Below are 16,737 nucleotides of genomic sequence, written 5' to 3'. Positions count from 1 at the left end.
GAAAAGTTATGACCGCAACCGAGAAGGACCGCGACATCCTGGCCCGCACGCTGTGGGGCGAGGCCAGGGGTGAAAGTTTTGCCGGCCAGATCGCCGTGGCCTGCGTCATCCGCAACCGCGTGAACGACGGCAAGGACCGTTCGTGGTGGGGCGAGGGATACGCCGGCGTCTGCCTGAAGCCGTACCAGTTCAGCTGCTGGAACAAGAACGACCTGAACTATCCCTACTTGAGTGGCGCCAAGGAAATTCCGCCGAAGCAGTTCGCCCAGGCGCAGCGGGCGGCGGATCTGGTTATCTCCGGCGCCGAGCCTGACATCACCAAGGGCGCGACCCACTACTACGCGACCACGATGCCGAAGCCGCCGGCCTGGGCAAAAGACGCCACGCAGACGTTCCGCCTCGGGCACCACATCTTCTTCAAGGACGTGCCATGAGCCCCGCCAGCCTGAAGCTGCTGATCGCCGGCGTTGCCGTGGCGTTGATCCTGGCTATCAGCGCGACGTGGAAGGTTCAGGACTGGCGGTACAGCGGCAGACTGGCAGAGCAGGCCAACGCCCATCTATCCGACCTCGCCAAGATCGGCAGCGCGGCCGCCGACCAGGTTCAGGCAGAGCAGGGCAAGCGTCTGGCCTTGGAGCAGCGGCTGACCGCCAATGACCAAACCCACCACAAGGAACTGAGCGATGCTCAAACGAAACAAGATCGCCTGCGCGATCGCCTTGCCACTGCTGATGTCCGGCTGTCAGTCCTTCTCGACGCCACGGATCCAGCCAGTTGTAACGCGGTGCCTACCACCTCCGGCGCCGGCGGCGTGGTTCATGGAAGCCGTCGAGCCCAACTTGACCCAGCGCATGCTCAAAGAATTATCGCCATTACCGACGCAGGCGACCGTGGACTGATCGCGTTGAAGGCGTGCCAGGCCTACGTCAGGGCATTGAATCATCAATAGAGTCCGGAAGCCGCCCGACCATCGGCCACCGGTCATGTATCCAGGCGAACTCTTCCGGCGGGGAGGTGGTGACCACGTACACGCGCCGGTTCTCATCCTCGCCCAGCACCAGGCACTCCAGGCCATAGCCTTCATTCATATCGAACCAGTGGGAGACGCGCTCGCCGTCCTTCTCCATATAGCGCTGCACCAGGCCCAGGGCCCGTTGGGGCTGGTATTTCTCCCATCCGCCACGCTCGACCGTCTCCAGCTTCGCCCAGCCACCTGATGGGCCGTTGCCTTTCTCCTCCCGGCGCCGACCCCATCGCACCCACCCAAGGTCGGTCCCGTCTTGAAGCACCACGGGAAACGCTGCCTTGGGGTTCGGAAAGTAGACCTTCACCCGTTCGTAAGCCCTGTTTTTATCTGCCGCCTCAACTCCGCCGCACATGCTGTTCCCCTGGTTCACTGGCCGTGTTCGGTTGACCTTTGCACTGCTCAGGAAGTTTGCCAGGGCAACGGGGTTTTTCGACGAACCCTAAGCCGGCGCAATGTGCGCAGTCCTCGCGCTTGCCGAACCGATCCAGACACGCCGGGCACTCGAAGAATCTCGCCAGCTCGAAGAATGGCCTTACCTTTTTCATGATTGCCAAATGTTTGCCCTCCAGGGCCACCTGCATGACGTCCAGCATCCAGCGGTACACATCGGGGTCGTCTATCGGCTGGTACACGACGCCTGCGACCATCCGTTCCGTTTCAACCAGGTCGAATTGCTGGCCATCATCCAGTGTCAGGGTCATCCCATCGAGACGGCCGGTGGTGCTGGCGTAGCTGTATCGCAGCGCAAGCCCTTTTTCGTCTTGGTACACCTGCCCGTCATAGGGGCGAAGCCGTTCCGCTCGGCTGGCATCTAGCCTCAATATCGAATGAAAGATCGTCCCGATTCTGGGGCCGCCTGTCTTCGGGATCACGTCATAGCCATATGACTGCCTGTAAAAAACTGGCTTGGTGTGCAGCTCTTCGACGGCGAGCCAGTACGCGGCGTTTGCCATTTCATCCATTTCGAACTGCTCGAGGCGATCAATGATGGATTCCTCTACCAGCCTGGCGCTGGTTTCAAGAAGGCTGGACCGGTGCGCTTCCGGGTTCTGCATCCTGAAGTCGTGGTTGTCGAGCGTGTCGCGCCATTGCTGGATCCTCAGCGCCTTGGCCTGTTCAAAATTCATTAGGGGTCGATTGCCTGATACTGTTTGAATATACAGTAATCGAGACAAGGTGATTCCGGCGATGGCGAGGCGACGAGCAGCGTTATTTCACTCGGGAGCCATTAGCACAGCGAGCGTCAGCTTGATGAACTCCTCGTTCTTATCGATCGTATCCAAAGCGCCTCGCACGTTGTCGGCAACGTCGGCCGAGCCGCGTGCCTCGACCCAGTTTGAGAGTTCCATGATGGCCGCTTCGAGGGCGAGCTGGTTTTCGTTGATCTTGTAGAGCAGGGAGGGGAGAAGGTCGGAATTGGGCATGGGACGATTCCTTTGGCAATGGAATCAGCGTAGCAGTGGGAAGGGTGTTCGGTCGCCAGGACGCCGGACGTGGGCTTTATCGTTGGGATCCCCACAAACGCAACCATATGGACCAATGTTTGCTGGGTCCAAGAGAGTCGCAAATGCTGGCGTTTTTGTGGGTGTGTTTATAATCCAGGCGTTGATTGTAAAGGGATTGATCCTTTTCGATCCGGAATCCAAGGCTTTAATGCCCAAAGCTTTAAGCCTTTGATTTCATTGGATGAAAAAGTTCTCCCTGCTATCGCTCACAAATTCAGAGGTGAAGCATGCCAAGGGGTAAAGCAAAATTGTCGTGCGGTTGGTCTTCCCTCCCTACATTAAAGGTGGTAAAAAAAACGCGCACAACGGCACAGGGATGGACCATAGAATGGCTCTTAGTTCAGCACAATTCAGCGCTGCGACGATGAATATCGGAAATAAAATAGCTCTACCTGATTTCTGTTCTAAACTCAAAGAGCTTGGCCTGCCTTCATCTAATTCTTGGTCGAAAACGATCGGTAAGCTTCAGGATATTATTGATTCAACTAGCCCGTCGCCGACGGATGTCGCAAGTCTTGAGACACTGGTCGAGTGGATAGCAGTTTATTTATGCTCATTTTCAAAAGCTGTACGCATATACGAACTTGGCAATTGTAGCTCAGCAAGTTTCCTAGTTGTAGGAAGAAATTTTACTATAGGTCTTCACAAGTCAGGAGTTGAATCTGGTTACCCCTCCGGTGAGTTTCCAGCCCTTGCCGGCAAAGCTGATTGCGGTCTATTGATAAGTCGCTATTTTCTTCGCCATGTTACCTTGTCCCCAACTACTGTTTCGGTAGTTATCACAACTGTTGCTGAATACTATATTCGGGAAAATATTAATGTGACAGTTGCGGATAGTGCTGCAGTAAGTAAGCTCTCGGGTTACTCGGAAATTATTGGTATAAGGAAGGTCGCTTACGAGCATGTGGACGTTATAAGGGTCAGTCATGGGGTGACTGGTCCGGATGTGTTGAGCGTGGATATTCTATTAGATGTGTCAAGGCCTGGAGATGCCGTATTAAATCAAGAAGAGATTATAAAAAGATTCAATAATTATCATTCAATGGTAACGTTCGCTATGAATAGCGCCATGTCCGGAGGATCCCCACTACCACAGCCTTTGAATTTTTTTCCTGCTATGGAAAAAATATACAACTCCACCGATGGGAACGTTTGCGAGCTGGGTTTCGCAACCACCTTGGGTGGATCAGTGAAGCGGGAAAAGATGAAACGTAACACCGCAGATCTTAGGGTAGAAACCTGGCACGCCGGAGGTCGCAAAGCGATAGCGAGCGCAGCAATTCCTGATACAATCGATATTTATCGGTTGAGCGTGAGTTGGAAGATTTCTATGAGTGATGATCAGCCAATCCTGAGCGTGCCAGGCACCTACAAAGCTCTCTCCACGGGTGATGTGCGGCACGCTTTGATTTTGGGGTGTACAGAAATGGCTTCTTTTGATTTTGCATTTTCACGCTTGTTAGCCTACGTGAAATAGACATAATGATACCAGTCGACACCCCAGAAGCTGCTGCTTCGATCGGTGAAGCTAGGGAGCGCTTGAAGGCGTATGAGGGTGCTGTTTTGCCTTTCGTGCGGCTGTGCAAAATCTTCTTGCTTCAGGAAGATCAACATAGAATGGCCGAGTTGACTGAGTTACTTTGCAGTAAGAAAGTAAGGTTAATGAAGCATGTATATTTCTATCTTGACGATCAATTTGGTCCAATTCTTTTAAAGGACGGTATCGTTAAGCATTATCTAAAATTTGATGAGCTTTATCATCCAGTAAGCAATTCAATTGTTGAAGGCGTGGACGTTGAGGAAAAAATTATAATTGAGTTTGAGGTTTTGGGATGACCGCGCTCACGCTAAAGGCTGCTAAAGAAAAAGATTTGGTTCCGGTGTTTAGAAGCGCTATAGCCTCCGTAATAGATGATTATGCTGACTTTGTAGATGTGATAAGAAGTGTCCTAAGACGCACCATAAGAAATATGGTGCGTGGACGAAATCATTTTGTCGGGCAAGGTGAAGATCAAATAACGTTCCATATTTGCTCTCAGTTCGACGGTCACGGATTCAGTTGTAGTCATGATAAACAGATTGGTGGACATGTTGATATTTCCATTGAGTATGAAGATTATCTCTGGTTTGGTGAGGCGAAGATTCATACCAGTTATTTAACCCTTCAAAAGGGCTGGGCGCAACTGACCACTCGATATATGACTGGCGTCGTTAATGAAGATCGAGGCGCTTTTTTAATATATAATTTTAACAAAAATGCAGTTAATGTTACTCGGGAGTGGTGGCAGTTGATGACTGAAGTCTACACGGAGTTACAGCTTGGCGAAATTGAAGAAGAGCTGAATTTCGTTTGCACTGGCCCACATGAAGGCACCGGTAGAACTTTTACCATTGATCACTACAATATTCCGTTGTATTTCGATCCTAAGGATAGGACTTAAGCGACATCTATCCACTCAGCGCATCGACTGTCGCGATACAGATGGAGCATGGTGGTCGAACCTGATGAGCTGCCTCTACACGAGCACAGTGATCACCGGCCGCTGCGATCCCTTACGAGGTTGTCTCATAGGGGTTCGTTTCGCTTGGGCGTCCGCCGCTCCAGGTGAAACTGGTCCGCACGCCTTGGCCCCAGGTCTGGACTCCATCAAGGACACCCATTGCCTTTCTGCCCATTCGTTATATCTCGCCAGGCTGTACATGATTCGTCCGCGCTCCTTGAGCCAGACGCCTTCCGGGATGATTCCTTCGCGCCGCTTGTGCTGTAGAGCTTTGGGGGTGGTTCCGATCAGATCGGCTAGACGCTTCTCATGAATCTTGTCGCCGGTGAGCTCAGGCTCTTCCTGCGAGGTTTGGACTAAACGGGGCGGGCTGAGTGACGATTTGCTTATCTTGGGCGAGGGCGGCCTCAAGAGGGGATGCTTTAGTACTTCGCGACTTTTCCCGTTTGCCACCCACTCTTCAAACCCATGTACGTCGATCAAAATCCGGTTGTCAGGAGCTCGCCTCCACACCTGGTCTTTAATCCACGCTCCATCAGAAATCTTTGATCTTATTGCCGCCTCAGTGTATCCGGATTCGTTAGCAAATTTTCTGATGGTCAAATAGCGCATATTTCCATCCTTCGCAGTGCTGCAGCTGGACATTGGAGGTCCGCACGGTTTTCCTGACCAGTGATTCGCGGGGGAGGCTATCAATGGCTCTGATTCTTCGGCCTGACCTTGAGCAGTTCATCGAGCTCTCGTGCGACCTGGGACGGCGATTTTAGTCCGCCGGCTCCTACTTGATCTGCAGCGCTGGGGGCCGGGTCGCAATCTGCGCGTCGGGCGGAAGTCACGCTTGCGTCAGCTTCCGCATCAACCAAAGCTTGCAATCTTTCTGCGTGAACTCTCAATGGCCCAAAGCTTCGCACGCAGGGGATGCGGCCTTCCTTCGCAAGGCGATAGGCAGTGGTGCGACCTATGCCCAATAGAACAGCGGCCTTCGTGATTGATATTAGGGTCATGGGAAGCGCGCTCCTATTCACGGCTGAGGCCGATGACGTGAAGTACCTCGTCGAGGCGCATGAAGCGATCGATGCTGTTTGTATTGACTCTGCTTGGCATGGGCTGCTCTCCCTTCAGCGAAGAGTTACGAGCGTCGGCGGCGGCCGGCGCTTCCTGCCCACTTTCGGCGTCTTGTTCTCGCCATCCCGGCAGGCGCGCAGGAACTCCCTCACATCCTCTTTGAGCCAACAATGTCTGGTGCCCATCTTGAAACCCTTCGGCAGCCAGTCAACACCACGACTCAAGCCTTGCCGGACCGCTGCTTCCGTGCGGCCGAGCATTTTTCCTAGGCCTGCTACGTATACGACCTCGCACTCTTCATCCACAAGGAGCCTCCTGGGAATACTAGACTTTCGACTGGGTTTTCCGTTTCGGTTTTCCCAAGACCATCTCTAACGCCGTCTCAAATTCTTTCTTGATTTTCGCCTGAGAAATTACTGATTCATTGGTCAAGCGACGCCGACTTCGGGCGGTTGAAGGCGAAGCCATTCCTGAGCTTCGAGTTGGCGAATCATTCGCCAGGGGTTTATCGATGGTGTTGGCGGCAATGTATGCATCGGCCCACGCGTCAAGCTCCAGGCGATCAAACCCAACGCCCTGTTTGCCTATCGGGAACTCACGCACGTTTGGCCGCACTGTCTTATTGAATTCATCCCGGCACATACCCAAATAGGCTGGCGCTTGAAGAAATCTAAGGATTCGAGGTTGAACTAGTAATTTGGTCATGGGCGCACGCTTTCACGCTAATGAAGGGTACGGCCACCTCTCGCTGCGCAGCGGGCGACAGTTCGATTAAAAAAAAAGGGGCCGTACCTTCGCTTGAGCGTAGCAGGTGCTGCCCGGGCTCGCCATTGTCTAGCCTAGGTTGCCTGTGCTGGAAGGAGCGCAGTAAATCGCATCTCAGAATGCCAAGAGCATTTCAAACAGTTCGCGCAGGCCAAGCACAAGCGTTTATCTTCAAGCCGAAGACGGAGCGAAAAAAGGAGAAGCGCGAGGTGTATCATTGCCATCCATTCAGAGCGCTAGGAACCGTGATGAAACATCTGTCCGATGCAACTGTTCGCGAAATCATCTTTTTGTCAGAAGCACGACTAGCGGCGATCCCTAAAGATCAAACCCAAGATCAAATATTGGAGAGCATCCTTGGAGAGCCAAGCTCGGAAGAGCAGGCCCTCCGAGACGCGCTCAGTAAGCTCAGTCATGCCCAGGCGCTCCACCTAGTGGCGATGATGTATACCGGTCAATATATGCTCGAGAATGAACCTTACGAAAACAATGAGGATGATGGTGAAGGCATGGAGGAACAGCTGCCTATGGAAAAGTTCGAGGATGTTTACAAGGATCATCTTCGAAATTTTCAGCATCACGACGTTGAGACGTTGACCAGTATGTGTGAGCAGAAAACCAATGTGCTCCATCGGTATCTTGAGACTGCTTTGAAGCATTGTTAACCGGCGAGATCTCGCTGAAAGGCAACTAATAGCTGATAGTTCTCGTACCACTTTTTGTACCAAACGTGCATTTTTCAGGGGCAATCAGGGGGACGGGTGCCCCCTGAAGCCCTTTAAGATGCCCAGATCAAGAACTCCTGCTAATCCGCACATAAGTCCTTACCGGTTTTTCCGTTGGGGAGGGGTCAAGCCATACGCGCCAGAAGGGCGGGTACTCTGAAACTGACCGGTGGGATTGCTGTGAGTTTTATATCAATGCGTTATAAGCCGACGGGTGGGACAGGTTTGCGTCAAGCCTTGCCCCGAATCAACGCCCGTAGCGCAAATCGGTTCGGATGGCAGGCTTCGGCCACGCTTCGTGGCAATGGCAGCGGTTCGTTGTCCAGCCAGGCGGCGATCAGTTCGCCCGACAGCGGTGCGCTGATCAAGCCCCGTGAGCCGTGGCCGCTGTTGACGTACAGGCCATCGAGCCAAGGGCATGGATGGTCCGGCACTTGGCGGGCATCCTTGGCCAGGGCGCAATACGTTTCGGTGAACTCCCCCAGATCGGCCAGCGGCCCGACAATCGGCAGGTAGTCCGGACTGGTGCAGCGAAACGCCGCACGGCCTTCGAGGTGTCCAGGATCCAGGGCGCTGGCTTCCAGGCGATCCACCAGGTCGAGGGAGATCTCTTCGAGCATCTGCAGATTGCCGGCGTGCTCGGCGGCGGTGGGGGTCAGGTCGTCATTCTTGAAGTCGAAGCTGGCGCCGAGGGTGTGCTCGCCCATGCGCGGCGGGGCCACGTAGCCTTCGGCGCAGACCACTGTCGCCAGGCTTTGACTGCGGGGGGTTTGGGGCAGGCGGCTGATTTGTCCGCGAATGCGCTTGAGAGGAAGTTCGGCGGCCGGTGCGAAGCGTTTGATTTCGGCGGCACTGGCGAGGATCACCACCGGGGCGCTGGCCACGCAACGTTGCCCATCCCAGGCCTGCCACTGGTCGTCGACACGCCGCAGTTCCAGTACCTCATGGTGTGGTAGCAATGCAATTGCCGAGTCCGAGGCTTGCCAGCGACACAAGGCTGGCGGATGGACCCAGCCGCCCTCGGGATAAAACAGGCCGCCACAGGCCAGGCCGATCCCCGCCTGCGCCTGCGCCTCGGTGCGATCGAGGACCTTCAGCAGGTTGGTTGGGAACGCGTCGGCCAGTCGCGCCTGGCGCTCGGCTTCCTTGTCGTTGAAGGCCAATTGCAGGACGCCGCAACTGTCCCAGTCAATGCCTCGCTGCAAGTGTTCCAGCAATCGACGGGTGTAGCCGAAACCGCTGAGGATCATCTGCGACAACGCCGTGCCGTGGGCCGACAGCTTGAGGTACAGCACGCCCTGGGGATTGCCGGACGCTTCCTCGGCCAATCCGGCGTGGCGTTCCAACAACGTCACTTGCCAGCCTCGGGCCGCGAGACTCGCCGCGCTGGCGCAACCGGCCAGGCCGCCGCCGATCACCAAGGCCCGGCGTTCGCCGCTGTGGGGAGCGGGGCGGGCGTACCAGGGTTTGGCCAGCGCTGGCGCTGGTGCTTGCTCCGGCCAGCCGAGAAACACGCCGCGAAGAATCTCCCATTTATGACCGATGCCCGGCGTGCGCTTCATCTTGAAGCCCGCCGCGTTGAGCCGCCGCCGCACCCAGCCGGTGCTGGTAAAGGTGCTGAGGGTGGCGCCGGGCGCCGCGAGCCGCGCCAATTCGGCGAACAGCTCGGCGGTCCACATCTCGGGGTTTTTCGCTGGCGCGAAGCCGTCGAGGAACCAGGCGTCGATGGGAGCGTCCAGTTGCGGCAGTTGTTCCAGGGCATCGCCAATCAACAAGGTCAGCGTCACTCGGCCATCGGCCAGGGTCATGCGCTGGAAACCCTGGTGGATCGCAACGTACTGCCCCAGCAGTTGGTCAGCCTGAAACTTTAGTTCAGGCCACAAGGCCAAGGCCCGGCGCAAATCCTCGGGGCCCAGGGGGAATTTCTCGACGCTGACAAAATGCAGTCGCGCCCCGGCCGGTGCGCATTGCTCGAACAGTTGCCAGGCGCAGAGAAAATTCAGCCCGGTGCCAAACCCGGTTTCGCCGATCACCAGGCGCCCATCGTCCGCCAGCGCGGCAAAACGCTCGGCCAGGTTGTTCTGCGCAAGGAACACGTAGCGGGTTTCTTCCAGGCCCGACCGGTCGGAGAAATACACATCGTCGAACAGCCGCGAACGTGGAAGACCCTGGTCATCCCAGTCGAGTTGGGCGTGGTGCTGGATGGGCGTCATGGTGGGCTCGGTCAAAACAAGGTCGCCATTCTAGCCGATCGGCGGGGCAATGCTTGATCCACGGCAAGCGTGGGCAGGTCTGAAGGGAATCTGCTGCGCAGGGGCGAATCCAATCCGCTAGTCTTGCCCCATTCCTGGAAGGAGCTGCCCATGTTCGAGTCCGCTGAAATCGGTCACGTCGTTGATAAAGAAACCTTTGAAGCCGAAGAGCCGGCGCTGCGCGAGGCGCTGCTCGAAGCCCAATTCGAGCTGCACCAGCAAGGCCGCTTCCCGGTCATCATCCTGATCAACGGCATCGAAGGCGCGGGCAAGGGCGAGACAGTGAAGTTGCTCAATGAGTGGATGGATCCACGGTTGATCGAAGTGCGTACCTTCGACCAGCAGACCGATGAGGAACTGGCGCGGCCGCCGGCGTGGCGCTACTGGCGGATGCTGCCCGCCAAGGGGCGCATGGGAATTTTCTTCGGCAATTGGTACAGCCAGATGCTGCAAGGGCGGGTGCACGGCGAGTTCAAGGACCCGCGACTCGACCAGGCGATCAACGGTGCCGAACGCCTGGAGAAGATGCTCTGCGATGAAGGCGCGTTGATCTTCAAGTTCTGGTTCCACCTGTCCAAGAAACAGATGAAGGCCCGCCTGAAAAGTCTAAAGGACGACCCCTTGCACAGCTGGCGCATCAGTCCGCTCGACTGGCAGCAATCCCAGACCTACGACAAGTTCGTCAAATACGGCGAGCGCGTGCTGCGCCGCACCAGTCGCGACTATGCGCCATGGCACGTGATCGCAGGCGCCGATGCCTGTTATCGCAGCCTCGCGGTCGGTCGCATCCTGCTCGAAGGGCTGCGCCAGGCCCTGGACCGGGCCAAGGTCAAGCCGGAAAAAGGCAACGTGGCGCCACTGCCGGCGCTGGATGGCCAGGTCACGTTGATTGACAGCCTGGACATGACGCTGCGCCTGGATAAACCCGATTACGAAGAACAATTGATCACCGAGCAGGCGCGGTTCGCCGGTTTGCTGCGCGACAAACGCATGCGCCGGCACGCCCTGCTGGCGGTGTTCGAAGGCAACGATGCGGCGGGCAAGGGCGGGGCGATCCGTCGGGTCGCGGCGGCGCTCGATCCGCGCCAGTACAGCATCGTGCCGATTGCCGCGCCCACCGAGGAGGAGCGAGCCCACCCCTACATGTGGCGCTTCTGGCGACATATCCCGGCACGGGGCAAGTTCACCATGTTCGACCGCTCCTGGTATGGCCGGGTGCTGGTGGAGCGGGTCGAGGGCTTCTGCAGCCGCGCCGATTGGCTGCGAGCCTACGGTGAGATCAACGATTTCGAGGAACAACTGGCCGACGCCGGCGTGGTGGTGGTCAAGTTCTGGTTGGCCATCGACAAGCAAACCCAGTTGGCGCGTTTCCAGGAGCGCGAGGAAATCCCTTTCAAGCGCTTCAAAATCACCGAGGACGACTGGCGCAACCGCGACAAATGGGACGCCTATCGGTCGGCGGTCTGCGACATGGTCGATCGCACCAGCACTGAAATCGCTCCCTGGACCCTGGTGGAGGCCAACGATAAGCGCTGGGCTCGGGTCAAGGTGTTGCGCACGATCAATGAAGCACTGGAACAGGCCTTCGAGCGATCGGCCAAGCAGGCGCGCAAAAAGAAGTAGCACGATGGGCTCGCATACGCGGGGTGAATGATTGTCGCGTTCGGTTATGCAGTGGATCTATCCTCGAATCCACTCTTAACCGATAACAACAATGAGGTGCCGCCATGCGTGAAGTGGTGATCGTCGACAGTGTACGAACGGGTTTGGCCAAGTCCTTTCGCGGCAAGTTCAACATGACCCGTCCGGACGACATGGCGGCGCATTGTGTCAACGCGCTGTTGGAGCGTAACGGGATCGACCCGGCCAGCGTCGAGGACTGCATTGTCGGCGCTGGCTCCAACGAAGGCGCCCAAGGCTACAACATCGGACGCAACGTGGCGGTGCTCTCGCAGTTGGGCATCGGCACGGCCGGGATGACGCTGAACCGCTTCTGTTCCTCCGGCCTGCAAGCCATTGCGATTGCGGCCAACCAGATCGCCTCCGGCTGCAGCGAGATCATTGTCGCCGGTGGCGTGGAATCGATCAGCCTGACGATGAAAAGCGTCAATACCGACAACCTGATTAACCCGTTGCTCAAGGAACAGGTGCCGGGGATCTATTTTCCGATGGGCCAGACCGCCGAGATCGTCGCGCGCCGTTACCAGGTCAGCCGTGAGGAGCAGGACCGCTACGCCTTGCAGAGCCAGCAGCGCACGGCCCGGGCCCAGGCCGCCGGGTTGTTTGACGATGAAATCGTGCCGATGACGGTGAGATACCGGGTCGAGGACAAGAACACCGGTGCGGTGCAGATCGTTGAAGGCGTGGTTGAGCGCGATGATTGCAACCGCCCCGATACCACCTACGAAAGCCTGGCCGGGCTGAAACCGGTGTTCGCCGAAGACGGTTCGGTGACGGCGGGCAACTCTTCGCAGTTATCCGACGGCGCCTCGATGACTCTGGTGATGAGCCTGGAAAAAGCCCTGGCGTTGGGGCTCAAGCCCAAGGCATTTTTCCGCGGCTTTACCGTGGCTGGCTGCGCGCCGGACGAGATGGGCATCGGCCCGGTGTTCTCGGTGCCCAAATTGCTCCAGGCCAAGGGTTTGCAGATCGGCGACATCGATTTGTGGGAGCTCAACGAGGCGTTTGCGTCCCAGTGCCTGTACAGCCGCAATCGGCTGGAGATCGACAACGAGAAATACAACGTCAACGGCGGCTCGATCTCCATCGGCCACCCGTTCGGCATGACCGGCTCGCGACAAGTCGGGCATCTGGTGCGTGAGCTGCAACGACGCAACCTGCGCTACGGCGTCGTGACCATGTGCGTGGGCGGCGGGATGGGGGCGACGGGGTTGTTCGAGGCGGTTCGATAGCCGCTGCTTCCAACGGCTCTTGTGGCGAGGGAGCTTGCTCCCGCTCGGCTGCGAAGCAGTCGTCAATGGGTCGATAGTTACGGATGGACAGCAGAGGGGCCGCTTTGCGGCCCCGCGGGAGCAGGCTCCCTCGCCACGGGGTTCTCAGTGACCTTGGCCAGTTGCATCATCCGCTGGATATACGACGCTATTTCCTGTTCCGCCTCCTCGCGGCTGTTGAACGGACCCTCCTGTGTGCCTTCGCGGGTACTGAAGTAAAACTCGCCATTGATCCGGCAGATCCGGTCGCTGCGGAAAATCGTCTTTGGGGCGTCGGTATCCTGCGCGCGCGTTCCTGGCATTTCGGGTCTCCATAGGGCCTGCTGGGTCGTCTCAACTGAGCATATGTGTTGGCATTGATTTGCGCCTGCCCAGCCGATCGACGGCTGCGACCCGTACAATCCCGGTAGCGGCGCAGATCTAATTGTCCCTGTGTCGCCGAGCGATCCGAGCCTAGAATGGGCGTTCATGTCTTGGCTTCGAGGGTTGCATGCACATTTCGTCCGGTCGCTGGGTCTATGGCCTGTTCCTCGCCATGCTGACCGCTTTGTTGTGGGGAATCCTGCCGATCAAGCTCAAGCAAGTGCTGCAAGTGATGGATCCGGTCACGGTCACCTGGTTTCGGCTGTCGGTGTCCGGCGGCCTGCTTTTCGCCTACCTGGCGGCTACCCGACGCCTGCCCAGCCGCAAGGTGCTCGGCCCGCGTGGCGGCTGGCTGGTGGGCATGGCGGTGCTGGGGCTGGTAGGCAATTATGTGTTGTACCTGATGGGCCTGAACCGCTTGAGCCCAGGCACCGCGCAACTGGTGGTGCAAATGGGCCCGATCATGTTGTTGGTCGCCAGCCTGTTTGTGTTCAAGGAGCGTTTCAGCGTGGGGCAGGGCATCGGCTTGCTGGTGCTGCTGATCGGTTTCGCGCTGTTTTTCAACCAGCGCCTTGTTGAGCTGTTGACGTCCTTGAGCGAGTACACCGCCGGCGTTCTGTTGGTATTGCTGGCCTCGACTGTCTGGACGTTCTATGCCCTGGGCCAGAAGCAATTGCTGACGGTCTGGAATTCGTTGCAGGTGATGATGGTGATCTACCTGTTTTGCGCGCTGTTGCTCACGCCTTGGGTGCACCCGTTGGAGGCGTTGCAACTGAGCCCCTTGCAAGGCTGGCTGTTGCTCGCCTGCTGCCTCAACACCCTGATCGCTTATGGCGCGTTTGCCGAGGCGCTGGCCCATTGGGAAGCCTCGCGAGTCAGCGCGACCCTGGCGATTACGCCGCTGGTGACGTTCGCCGCCGTGGCAATGGCTGCCTGGTGGTGGCCGGACTACGTGCATGCCGAGCAGATCAATCTGCTGGGGTATGGCGGGGCGGTATTGGTGGTGTTGGGCTCGGCGCTGGTTGCGCTGGGTCCATCGCTGATCGCCGGGCTCAGGGCTCGGCGCGAGCGGATGGTTGCAGGACGATAGAGCGCCTGATGATCGTTCCCACGCGGGGCGCGGGAACGCACTCACTGGTCAGTAGGACTCAGCCCTGGCTACCGGCCTCCAGCATGTTCTCCGGCCTGACCCAGGCATCGAATTCCTCATCGGTCAGATACCCCAGCTGCAACGCAGCTTCGCGTAGGGTCAGCCCTTCGCCGTAGGCTTTCTTGGCGATTTCGGCGGATTTGTCGTAGCCGATGTGCGGGTTCAGTGCCGTCACTAGCATCAACCCACGCTCCAGGTGCGCCGCCATCTGCTCGGCATCCGGTTCGAGGCCGGCAATGCAGTGCTGCTGGAAGTTGCTGCAGCCGTCGGCCAGCAGGCGGATCGATTGCAGCAGGTTGTGGATGATCACCGGCTTGAACACGTTCAATTGCAAGTGCCCCTGGCTGGCGGCAAAACCGATTGTCACGTCGTTGCCCAGTACCTGGCACGCCAGCATCGACAAGGCTTCGCACTGGGTCGGATTGACCTTGCCGGGCATGATCGAACTGCCTGGCTCGTTGGCAGGCAGTTTCACCTCGGCAAACCCGGCCCGTGGCCCGGAGCCCAGCAGGCGCAGGTCGTTGGCGATTTTCATCAAGGTCACGGCCAGGGTTTTCAGTGCGCCGGACAGTGTTGTCAGCGGCTCATGGCCGGCCAGCGCGGCGAACTTGTTAGGCGCGGTGACGAACGGCAAGCCGGACAACGCTGCCAATTCAGCGGCAATCGCTTCGCCGAAGCCATGGGGCGAGTTGAGCCCGGTGCCCACTGCGGTGCCGCCCTGTGCCAGCTCGCAGACCGCCGGCAATGCCGCGCGGATCGCCCGTTCGGCGTAGTCAAGCTGGGCAATGAAGGCCGACAGCTCCTGGCCAAAGGTGATTGGCGTGGCATCCATCATGTGGGTGCGACCGGTCTTGACCAGCTTCATATGGCGCGCCGCCAGTTCCGCGAGGCCGCCCGACAATTCGCTGATGGCCGGCAACAACTGCTGGTGCACGGCCTGGGCAGCGGCGATGTGCATGGCCGTGGGGAAACAATCGTTGGAGCTCTGCGAGCGGTTGACATGGTCGTTGGGGTGCACCGGGCTCTTGCCGCCGCGCGGGTTGCCCGCCAGCTCGTTGGCGCGTCCGGCGATCACCTCGTTGACGTTCATGTTGCTCTGGGTCCCGCTACCGGTCTGCCAGACCACCAGCGGGAATTGGTCGTCATGCTGGCCGGCCAACACCTCGTCGGCTGCCTGTTCGATCAAGCGGGCGATGTCGGCGGGCACGTCGCCATTGCGGTCGTTGACCCTGGCGGCGGCTTTCTTGACCAGCGCCAGGGCATGCAGCACCGACAGCGGCATGCGTTCATCGCCGATGGCAAAATTGATCATGGAGCGCTGTGTCTGGGCGCCCCAATAGGCTTCATCCGGGACTTCAACCTGGCCAAGGCTGTCGGTTTCGATACGGCTCATCGGGTCAAACTCCTGTTGGTCTGAATGCGCAGTTTAGGCCCAGACGGGCGACATGGGTTCCCTCAATCTAGGAAGGGACGGTTCGGTCCGTCAATCGGACCCTGCGAGGAACGGGGTTGAGCCCTGGCGTTTTTTAGGCGCAGAATGGTCGCCCTTGGGGTTTTGCCTCGCCTGTTAGATAAGGAAACTCGATGACCCGTCTTCGTGCCATCTGTACCGCAGTTGCTCTGGTGTGTGCCAGCGGCCCTGTTCTTGCCGATACCGCCAGCCACAACGCCAGTGCCGAAGCGTTCCTGACCCTGGCGCATGCCGACAAGCTGGGTACCCCGGTCTACATGCAAGTCCAGCAGATGTTCGCCCAGCGCTTTGAACAGACCAAGGCACCTGAGTCGAAAAAAGCCACCCTCGAGACTTACCAGGCCAAGGCCAACGCCGCGCTGGACCAGGCCATCGGCTGGAACAAGCTCAAGCCGGACATGGTCAAGCTCTACACCAGCAATTTCAGCGAGTCCGAGCTCAAGGACCTGGTGTCCTTCTACCAGTCGCCCCTGGGCAAGAAAGTCCTGGAAAAAATGCCCCAGCTGACCCAGCAATCGGCCCAACTGACCCAGGCCAAGCTGGAAAGCGCGGTACCGGTGGTCAACAAGCTGCTGGCGGACATGACCGCCGAGCTCGAGCCAAAAGCCGCCGCCCCGGCCAAGAAAAAGCCATAAGCGGAGCCCTGGCATGAGCATGCTACAACGCATCGAATCGACCCTCGGGCTGCTGCAGCCCGAGCACCTGCAAGTGCTGGACGAAAGCCACATGCACAGCCGTGGCCAAGAAACCCATTTCAAGGCCGTGGTGGTCAGCCAGCAGTTCGAAGGGCTCAACCGGGTCAAGCGTCACCAGAAGGTCTACGGCACGCTCGGCGAGCTGATGGGCGAGTTTCATGCGTTGGCGCTGCACACCTACACGCCCGGGGAATGGGCGCAAATCGACGCGGCGCCGGCTTCGCCGACCTGTGCCGGCAATCGGCAGTAGCCAGCGACAAGCTTCAA

Annotated in this window: 19 protein-coding genes and 1 pseudogene; 11 read left to right on the top strand and 9 right to left on the bottom strand. The window is 58.1% G+C overall.

The genetic code is table 11. The annotated features are described in order from the left end of the window. The first annotated feature begins 8 nt into the window (after positions 1–8). Positions 9–434 carry a cell wall hydrolase gene (locus tag J3P82_RS17845; RefSeq protein ID WP_434558007.1) on the top strand — a complete coding sequence of 142 codons (426 nt, stop codon included), beginning with the start codon at positions 9–11 and terminating at the stop codon, positions 432–434. Beyond that, positions 431–949: a lysis system i-spanin subunit Rz gene (locus J3P82_RS17840; RefSeq protein ID WP_434558006.1), complete on the top strand. Its 519-nt coding sequence runs from the start codon at positions 431–433 to the stop codon at positions 947–949. Before J3P82_RS17845 ends, J3P82_RS17840 begins: the two co-directional genes overlap by 4 nt. On the opposite strand, the gene J3P82_RS17835 is transcribed toward J3P82_RS17840, so the two are convergent. The 3 genes from J3P82_RS17835 to J3P82_RS17825 all read right to left on the bottom strand — a co-directional run bounded on the left by J3P82_RS17835 (position 927) and on the right by J3P82_RS17825 (position 2,451). Then, the gene (locus J3P82_RS17835) at positions 927–1,379 is read right to left on the bottom strand and encodes a hypothetical protein (RefSeq protein ID WP_434558005.1); all 453 of its coding nucleotides are present in this window, start codon (positions 1,377–1,379) and stop codon (positions 927–929) included. The two genes, J3P82_RS17840 and J3P82_RS17835, sit on opposite strands and share 23 nt — an antisense overlap. Then, entirely contained in the window at positions 1,363–2,154 is a 792-nt protein-coding gene (locus J3P82_RS17830; RefSeq protein ID WP_434558004.1) for a hypothetical protein, read from the bottom strand. Before J3P82_RS17830 ends, J3P82_RS17835 begins: the two co-directional genes overlap by 17 nt. A gap of 87 nt (positions 2,155–2,241) precedes the next feature. Next, positions 2,242–2,451 carry a hypothetical protein gene (locus tag J3P82_RS17825; RefSeq protein WP_434558003.1) on the bottom strand — a complete coding sequence of 70 codons (210 nt, stop codon included), beginning with the start codon at positions 2,449–2,451 and terminating at the stop codon, positions 2,242–2,244. 409 nt (positions 2,452–2,860) lie between these two features. Here J3P82_RS17825 and J3P82_RS17820 point away from each other — a divergent pair, with 409 nt between their 5' ends. Genes J3P82_RS17820 through J3P82_RS17810 form a run of 3 tightly spaced genes read left to right on the top strand, consistent with a single transcriptional unit; the run spans position 2,861 to position 4,973 of the window. Further along, the gene (locus J3P82_RS17820; protein WP_434558002.1) at positions 2,861–4,009 is read left to right on the top strand and encodes a hypothetical protein; all 1,149 of its coding nucleotides are present in this window, start codon (positions 2,861–2,863) and stop codon (positions 4,007–4,009) included. A 5-nt stretch (positions 4,010–4,014) separates the two neighbouring features. Beyond that, a complete protein-coding gene (locus tag J3P82_RS17815; protein WP_434558001.1) occupies positions 4,015–4,368 on the top strand; it encodes a hypothetical protein in 354 nt (117 codons plus the stop codon). Continuing rightward, a complete protein-coding gene (locus J3P82_RS17810; protein WP_434558000.1) occupies positions 4,365–4,973 on the top strand; it encodes a hypothetical protein in 609 nt (202 codons plus the stop codon). Before J3P82_RS17815 ends, J3P82_RS17810 begins: the two co-directional genes overlap by 4 nt. Before the next feature lie 75 nt (positions 4,974–5,048). Here J3P82_RS17810 and J3P82_RS17805 read toward each other — a convergent pair whose 3' ends face one another. The 3 genes from J3P82_RS17805 to J3P82_RS17795 all read right to left on the bottom strand — a co-directional run bounded on the left by J3P82_RS17805 (position 5,049) and on the right by J3P82_RS17795 (position 6,803). Then, entirely contained in the window at positions 5,049–5,645 is a 597-nt protein-coding gene (locus tag J3P82_RS17805) for a hypothetical protein (protein WP_434557999.1), read from the bottom strand. A gap of 80 nt (positions 5,646–5,725) precedes the next feature. Beyond that, positions 5,726–6,037: a helix-turn-helix domain-containing protein gene (locus J3P82_RS17800; RefSeq protein ID WP_434557998.1), complete on the bottom strand. Its 312-nt coding sequence runs from the start codon at positions 6,035–6,037 to the stop codon at positions 5,726–5,728. Between the two features lie 385 nt (positions 6,038–6,422). Then, the gene (locus J3P82_RS17795) at positions 6,423–6,803 is read right to left on the bottom strand and encodes a hypothetical protein (protein WP_434557997.1); all 381 of its coding nucleotides are present in this window, start codon (positions 6,801–6,803) and stop codon (positions 6,423–6,425) included. 308 nt (positions 6,804–7,111) lie between these two features. On the opposite strand from J3P82_RS17795, the gene J3P82_RS17790 reads away from it, so the two are divergent. After that, entirely contained in the window at positions 7,112–7,528 is a 417-nt protein-coding gene (locus J3P82_RS17790) for a hypothetical protein (RefSeq protein WP_434557996.1), read from the top strand. Between the two features lie 290 nt (positions 7,529–7,818). Here J3P82_RS17790 and mnmC read toward each other — a convergent pair whose 3' ends face one another. Further along, positions 7,819–9,801, bottom strand: coding sequence for a bifunctional tRNA (5-methylaminomethyl-2-thiouridine)(34)-methyltransferase MnmD/FAD-dependent 5-carboxymethylaminomethyl-2-thiouridine(34) oxidoreductase MnmC (gene mnmC, locus J3P82_RS17785; protein WP_434557995.1), 1,983 nt, complete (start codon positions 9,799–9,801; stop codon positions 7,819–7,821). A gap of 150 nt (positions 9,802–9,951) precedes the next feature. Between mnmC and pap the strand changes: the two genes are divergently transcribed. Together pap and J3P82_RS17775 are read left to right on the top strand one after the other, a co-directional pair. Further along, entirely contained in the window at positions 9,952–11,463 is a 1,512-nt protein-coding gene (pap, locus tag J3P82_RS17780) for a polyphosphate:AMP phosphotransferase (RefSeq protein WP_434557994.1), read from the top strand. 104 nt (positions 11,464–11,567) lie between these two features. After that, positions 11,568–12,752: a thiolase family protein gene (locus J3P82_RS17775; protein WP_434557993.1), complete on the top strand. Its 1,185-nt coding sequence runs from the start codon at positions 11,568–11,570 to the stop codon at positions 12,750–12,752. Positions 12,753–12,901: 149 nt separating this feature from the next. Here J3P82_RS17775 and J3P82_RS17770 read toward each other — a convergent pair. Next, positions 12,902–13,093: pseudogene (locus tag J3P82_RS17770) on the bottom strand (DUF6316 family protein); the annotation flags it as partial. 188 nt (positions 13,094–13,281) lie between these two features. Here J3P82_RS17770 and J3P82_RS17765 point away from each other — a divergent pair. Next, positions 13,282–14,244 carry a DMT family transporter gene (locus J3P82_RS17765; protein WP_434557992.1) on the top strand — a complete coding sequence of 321 codons (963 nt, stop codon included), beginning with the start codon at positions 13,282–13,284 and terminating at the stop codon, positions 14,242–14,244. Between the two features lie 58 nt (positions 14,245–14,302). Here the strand turns inward: J3P82_RS17765 and J3P82_RS17760 are convergent, their stop codons facing one another. Then, complete coding sequence (locus J3P82_RS17760) at positions 14,303–15,697, bottom strand: class II fumarate hydratase (protein WP_434557991.1); 1,395 nt, start codon at positions 15,695–15,697, stop codon at positions 14,303–14,305. A 191-nt stretch (positions 15,698–15,888) separates the two neighbouring features. On the opposite strand from J3P82_RS17760, the gene J3P82_RS17755 reads away from it, so the two are divergent. Beyond that, positions 15,889–16,410: a DUF2059 domain-containing protein gene (locus J3P82_RS17755; RefSeq protein ID WP_030141033.1), complete on the top strand. Its 522-nt coding sequence runs from the start codon at positions 15,889–15,891 to the stop codon at positions 16,408–16,410. Between the two features lie 13 nt (positions 16,411–16,423). Further along, positions 16,424–16,720, top strand: coding sequence for a BolA family protein (locus tag J3P82_RS17750; RefSeq protein ID WP_434557990.1), 297 nt, complete (start codon positions 16,424–16,426; stop codon positions 16,718–16,720). Positions 16,721–16,737: the final 17 nt, after the last annotated feature.

Source organism: Pseudomonas sp. Z4-20 (genome assembly GCF_051131955.1).
Classification (GTDB): Bacteria; Pseudomonadota; Gammaproteobacteria; order Pseudomonadales; family Pseudomonadaceae; genus Aquipseudomonas; species Aquipseudomonas marvdashtae.
The sequence above is the reverse complement of the archived record's forward strand: the minus strand, read 5'-3'. Positions and strand labels throughout refer to the sequence as shown.